The organism is Acidobacteriota bacterium (assembly GCA_012517875.1).
Classification (GTDB): Bacteria; Acidobacteriota; JAAYUB01; order JAAYUB01; family JAAYUB01; genus JAAYUB01.
The window spans coordinates 1-5,913 of sequence record JAAYUB010000137.1; the positions used below are offsets into that span (position 1 = coordinate 1).

The window sequence follows — 5,913 nt, forward strand, 5'->3', positions numbered from 1 at the left end:
ACGGCGGCACTGTCGCGGCCGCGCCGCCCGCCGCACCCGCGCCGGCGGCTCCGCAGCCGGCGCCGCCCGCCGAGGACGCCCAGGCCAAGGCCGAGGCCATCGCCCAGTACCAGGCGGAGATCCGGATCATCCAGGCGAACATCGCCTGGCTGCAGGGCCAGCAGGCCGCCGCCCGGTCCGACAAGGCGCGGAAGGAACTGCAGGACCGCCTCGACTGGGAGGAGCATGTGCTCCGGAAGACCCAGGACCTGGCGGCCAGCGTCCAGACCGGCACCATCGTCCACACCCGCACGGCGCTGGACGAAAAGACCAACCGGGAGTTCGTGGCCAAGGTGCAGGACGAGATCGCCGCCATTGCGGCCGAGAACCAGATTCTGAACCGGCTCTCCCGGGTGGCCGGCCAGGTGGACGGCGCCGAGGGGGTGGCGCTGCGCGAGAGCGTCCAGGCGCGGATCTCCGGAGCGCTGAAGTCCCCCGACCGCCTGGCGGCCCTGCAGCAGATTGCGGGCGAAATCTCCGCCCGGCTCCAGGCGCAGGGCGACCGGGAACTGGCCCGGGCCCAAGAACGCCTCGACACCGCCGAGCGCCGCCTGGCCATCGCCGAGGGGGTGAAGACCGCCGCCGACGCGGGCATCCTGGTGGGCGCCTTCTTTGTCACCGGCGGCTCCGCCATCCCGCTCTGGTATGGCTTGGGCACGGGGTATGCCGAGGGCGGTCTGGCCAAGGCCTTCGAGAACGGCATCCGCTCCTACAGCGCCACCGTGGACACCCTCTGGGCCGGCGTGAACGGCTTCAAGTCCGTCGATCCCGCCACCGGCAAGCAGCGCGGCTGGTGGGGAGCGATCTCCGACGGCGTGACCACCCTGGCCCTCAACAACATCCACCGGGTCTACCGCGGCGGCGGCCCGGCCCCCGCCGGAAGCACCAAGCCTCCGACCAAGCCGAAACCGGGTCCCGAATTCGATGCCTTCCTGGACAACGCCCAGCGCATGGAGCGCGACCTGCAACGCGTCCGCCAACAGTTCGAGCCGAAGATGCCGAAGCGCCCCGACGGCAGCATCGACACCGCCGACCCCGCCTACGCCCCGCTGAAGGCGCAGATGGACCAGGCGATGGCCCCGGTGACGAACCGGTACAAGATCATCGTCCAGCGCCAGCAGGCCAAGGCCGAGATGGCCGAACTGACCCGGAAGTACGAGGACATGATCCCGCCCGGCTCGCGCCACCCCGACGGCACGCCCAAGACCGACGACCCCCGCTACCTCGAGATCAAGCAGCGGTGGGAGGGCGAGATGAAAGCCGTCCGCGACAAGTACAAGCCCCTGGAGAAACGGCAGTCCCGCCACGAGGAGGTGATGCGCAAATTGGGCCTGACTGAGGGGGACATCAAGTCTTCCGGCGGCGCGCCCGAAACCATCTTCAGCGACATGGACCTGATGGCCAGCGACATCCAGAAGGGCCGCGTCTACGTCAACGCCATCAGCCCGAACGCCCTTGAGTTTCCCGACCGCTGGGTGATCCCGGAGCTGGACATCACCGTCTGGAAGCCCGTCCGCCGCGAGACGCTCGGCTCGTCCACCGACGCCGCCCGGGTCTGGTACGACACCGAGATCGGCAGCGACAAGTTCCCCACCCCCGGCGGCATTTTCGACACCTCGGGCGGCATGGGCGGATTCTACGATCCCCGGGGGGCAGTGATCGCCAACTGGAAGAAGGCGAGCGAGGCCGGCATCAACACGTTCATGTCGAAGCCGGACCTCCACGTCATCGGCAAGAGCGTGGACAAGGCCATCGGCATCGCCAACCGGACCGCCGGCAAGCCCCTCATCCAGGACCGCGAGTTCACCCGCAAGGCCTACGCCGTCCGCAAGCACGCCACGCCGGAGGAGGCGGGCATCGTCACCTTCGGCAACCCGCCGGCCGCCAAGGCGGAAGAGACGCGGCAGTTCCTGGACAAGGCTTCCAACCACATGGCCGAGGCCTACCGGATCAGCGCCGTCAACAGCGAGGCGGTGGACAAGGCCCGCCAGTACCGGCTGGTCAAGTTTCTGGAGAAGGGCCTGAAGGAGGATGCCCGGAAAATCCGCAAGGAGCAGATTCAGATCCGCGTCGCCAACGAGACGGCGCTGCAGGCCCTCGGCATGCAGGACCCGAAGGTGACCGCCCAGATCTGCGCCGCCCCCGGTGCCGTAGTGCCCCAGGCCCCCCCGCCGGCCCCGTCAACCCACGGCGGGGTCGGCTGGCTGTGGACCGGGCTGACGGCCGGGCCTCCGGCGGCGGGCGCCCCCCAGCCCCCGGCGGCCGCGCTTCCCGCCACCCACAAGTCCCTGGCCGACCGGTCCGCCCGCCTGGCCAAGGCACTGGACACCCAGGTGCTGCCCGGCCTGGCCAAGGACAGCCCCGACCGGGCGCAGCTGGTGCGACTCAAGTCGGCTCTGGAACGCGCGGCCGCGCAGCCCCGCCGCGGCCTGCTGGAGCTCCGCCAGCTCACCGGTTACGACGCCGCCCAGGTGCTGAAGGATCTGGAGGCGGCGCTCCCATCGCCACCGGCGCCGTGAGTCACCGGTGTCAGCACCCGGCAAATCGCCCGAAGGATGAGCCGGCTGTCTCAGAACCCGCTTCGACATAGATAGCGGAGATCGACGGGACCAAGGCAAATAGCTCCGCGCCGCGACGGAATCGACTGATTGATCCGAACGAAAGGACAGCGATCAATCGCGATTTATGCCGGTGAATTCAGGCGCGAAGCTTTTTGCGGAGACCGCAGATCCCTTGGACGAATAGCGCCACCAGGATCAGGTAGGCGTACCACGGCAGGTTGCGGCCGAAGAGCAGGACGTAGAGGTACGGGGTGGCGGTGGCGACCAGGAACACCGAGCTCCAGAGCGTTATCCGGCTCGTGTCCTTTTGGGCCACCGCCCGGACGAGGCGGTAGATGGAGTAGTAGAAAAAAGGGGCGCAGGCGACCATCAGCCCGAGAAAGATCCATGGATTTACGGCGTACTGAGCGCGGGCGGCCGCCGCCTGGTCGTGAATCCATGCCATGATGTTTGCCACGGTTGCTCCAATCGACGGTTCTGCTTTGCCGATGTCACGGCCCGCCGGGAAATTCCGTCAGGATCATATCACACAACGGCGGGTTGTCCGGAACGTCAACGGGCGGCTGGGATTCATTTTCTACCTGTGAATCGATCCGTTCGTGATCGAAGTCGGAGTCGGAAATCGGATTTCGGAAGTCGGGCCGCAAGGCGTGAAGCCGGAAGCTTGTTCTCGCTGCGCTTGTGATCGTCGTTGTGCTCGAGGCTCGTTCCCGTTCCCATCGTTTGCGCTCGTTCGCTTGCTCATGATCGTGCTTGTGAACGTAATGGCTAGCTGTTGCGTATTGAATTATTGAAAGATTGAATGGGCTTGCTGAATGAGACGGGACATCCTAATCCAGAGACCTAAAACACGAACCGTTTGGCCCGAGGCCCAAAACCCGAGTACTGTGCTAAAATGGTGGCAACATGAGAACCAGATGCAGCGACGGCATGGCGGAACCTCCCCGGGACCCCGAAGATCGCGCGTCGGACCAGTCCCCCTCAGAATCTCCCGATTACAACACGGATGGCGTGGACCTGACGTTGATCCGCTGGATGCTGTCGTTCACGCCGCTCCAGCGCCTGGAAAACCTGCAACATGTGGTCGGGTCTCTCCAGCGGATAGGCCATGAACGGCGAAACCCCCGACTTCCTGAAGATCCTGAGCGCGCTGCTGAAAGACCATGTCGATTTCATCGTCGTGGGCGGAGTGTGCGCCGTTCTGCACGGAGCACCCGTCTCGACCTTCGACTTGGACCTTGTCCATGCCCGGGACCCGGAGAATATCCGTCGGCTGCTGATCGCCCTGGACCGTTTGCAGGCGCGGTATCGCTCCGCTGGAGGGCGGGATCTGCACCCGACGGCCGCACACCTGCAATCCGCCGGGCATCAGCTGTTGATGACCAGCGCCGGTCCCCTCGACCTGTCGGGTGAGATCGGGGCAGGGTGGGGTTTCAACGAATTGCTGGCCCAGACCGAAAGCTGCCCCTTGGCGCCGGGAATCACCGTACGCCTGCTGAGTCTGGAGATGTTGATCCAGACGAAGGTTGAGGCGGATCGAGAGAAAGACCGGGCCGTGCTGGCTATCCTGCGCGGGACCCTGGCTGAAAAACGGAGGCGAGAATGACCGAACCGGAAGCACCCAATCCGCCGGCCCCGGCCGGCCCGGTGGCGGGCGTGGGCGTGGCCTGGCTGGTGACGCTGGGCGTGTCCACCATTCCCGATATGGCGTGGATCCATTACATCGGCTCCGTGCCGCCGGGAATGATCATGTTCAAGGCGGGGCTTCTGGCCGGCATGGTCGTCTTGGGCCTGGCCTGGAAGCACCTGCGGCCCCTGGGCGCCTACTTCACCCTGTTGCTGGTCAACGTGCTGGGGTGGTGGGCCATCGACCGCGTGCGTGCCCTGCCCACGGTGGCGGCGTGGGAGGAGAACGCCGGGTGGGTCGCTGGGATCATGGCGATCCAACTCATGAAGCTGGCGCTGGCGGCGGTCACGATCGTGGCGCTGCTCCTGGTGATGCGGCGGCGCCAGCCCGCCGGCCTGATGTGCGGCGACCTGGGCGCGCCGGCGGAGCGGGTGCCCTGGCTGGGATTGATGCATCCGACACCGTGGAAAATCTTCGGGCCCATCGTCGCCGTCACGGCCGCCACGATGATCGGTCTGTTCATGTGGATGGCCAACCGGCCCACCGCGGAGGTCCTCACCCACACCCTCCCGCTGGTCGGGACGGTCCTGTTCTGCGCGCTGCTCAACGCCTTCAGCGAGGAGATCAGCTTCCGCGCGTCGCTCGTGGCGCCCCTTCACCGAACGGTGGGCAAGAACCAGGCGATGGCGCTGACAGCGGTGTTTTTCGGGCTCGCCCATTACGCCGGCGGTGTCCCGCTGGCTGTCTTTCCCACCCTCGTGATGACCGGTTTCCTGGGATGGCTCATGGCCAAGAGCCTCATCGAGACGAAGGGCCTGGGCTGGGCCTGGTTTATCCACGCGGTGGCTGACATCCCCGTCTTTTTCTTCCTGGCGGCGAACGCGGTCACCGCGGGACCGTGATTCGGATCCGGTTGAAGACCGCCGCTCGGGTCAGCGGACTTCGGACATCGGACTTCGTGCTCGTAATTCGTAATCGTGATCGTCATCGTCATCGTAGTCGTAATCGAGACTTGAGGCTCGAGACTCGTTCCCGATCATCGGTTATCGGACTTCGGAAACCGGACATAGGCACAAGCGGTTCGCGGTTCGGGGCTCGCAATTCGGGTCTCGCGGTTTGGGGTTTGCAGTTCGGGTCTTCCCGTTTGTCTTGCCGCCCGTCGTACGTCTCCGTCTCTCGTCTTTCGATTCACCATCCGAAATGACCAATGGCAAATGACCAATGAACGATGATCAATGAATGCTGCCTAGTCCCCATTCACCCAATCACTGATTCACCGATTCACCGACTGACTTTAACCATGCGATGATTCTCCCACCGCCTTGACACCGCCGGGCGGGCCGTTTATAGTGCATTTAAAGTTTTCCATCCGAGGTGCGAGCATGCTGCAGGACGCCTTTTTGGAGCTCTTGCGCCGCGCCGCCTGCGACCTCCCCCCCGACGTGGAGGCGGCGTTGCGCCAGGCCTACGAGCGGGAGGAAGCGGGCCAGCCCGCCAAGAGCGTGTTCGGGACCATCCTGGAGAACGTGGCCATGGCCCGCGAGGCCTCTACGCCCATCTGCCAGGACACCGGGTCCATCAACTTCTACATCGACTTTCCGGTGGGCCAGCGGGAACAGGACTACCGCGTCGCGGCGGAAGCCGCCGCTGTCGAAGGGACGAAGCGGACCTACCTGCGCCCCAACG

At 65.7% G+C, this 5,913-nt stretch carries 5 protein-coding genes; 4 read left to right on the forward strand and 1 reads right to left on the reverse strand.

The annotated features are described in order from the left end of the window. The coding region (locus GX414_13940) for a hypothetical protein (protein ID NLI48203.1) at nucleotides 1-2,558 on the forward strand (2,558 nt) is incomplete at its 5' end. A 178-nt stretch (nucleotides 2,559-2,736) separates the two neighbouring features. Here the strand turns inward: GX414_13940 and GX414_13945 are convergent. Further along, nucleotides 2,737-3,057, reverse strand: coding sequence for a hypothetical protein (locus tag GX414_13945; protein NLI48204.1), 321 nt, complete (start codon nucleotides 3,055-3,057; stop codon nucleotides 2,737-2,739). Between the two features lie 651 nt (nucleotides 3,058-3,708). Here GX414_13945 and GX414_13950 point away from each other — a divergent pair. The 3 genes from GX414_13950 to GX414_13960 all read left to right on the forward strand — a co-directional run. After that, nucleotides 3,709-4,206 carry a hypothetical protein gene (locus GX414_13950; GenBank protein ID NLI48205.1) on the forward strand — a complete coding sequence of 166 codons (498 nt, stop codon included), beginning with the start codon at nucleotides 3,709-3,711 and terminating at the stop codon, nucleotides 4,204-4,206. Further along, nucleotides 4,203-5,129: a CPBP family intramembrane metalloprotease gene (locus GX414_13955; GenBank protein ID NLI48206.1), complete on the forward strand. Its 927-nt coding sequence runs from the start codon at nucleotides 4,203-4,205 to the stop codon at nucleotides 5,127-5,129. Before GX414_13950 ends, GX414_13955 begins: the two co-directional genes overlap by 4 nt. A 480-nt stretch (nucleotides 5,130-5,609) precedes the next feature. Next, the coding region (locus GX414_13960; protein ID NLI48207.1) for a fumarate hydratase at nucleotides 5,610-5,913 on the forward strand (304 nt) is incomplete at its 3' end.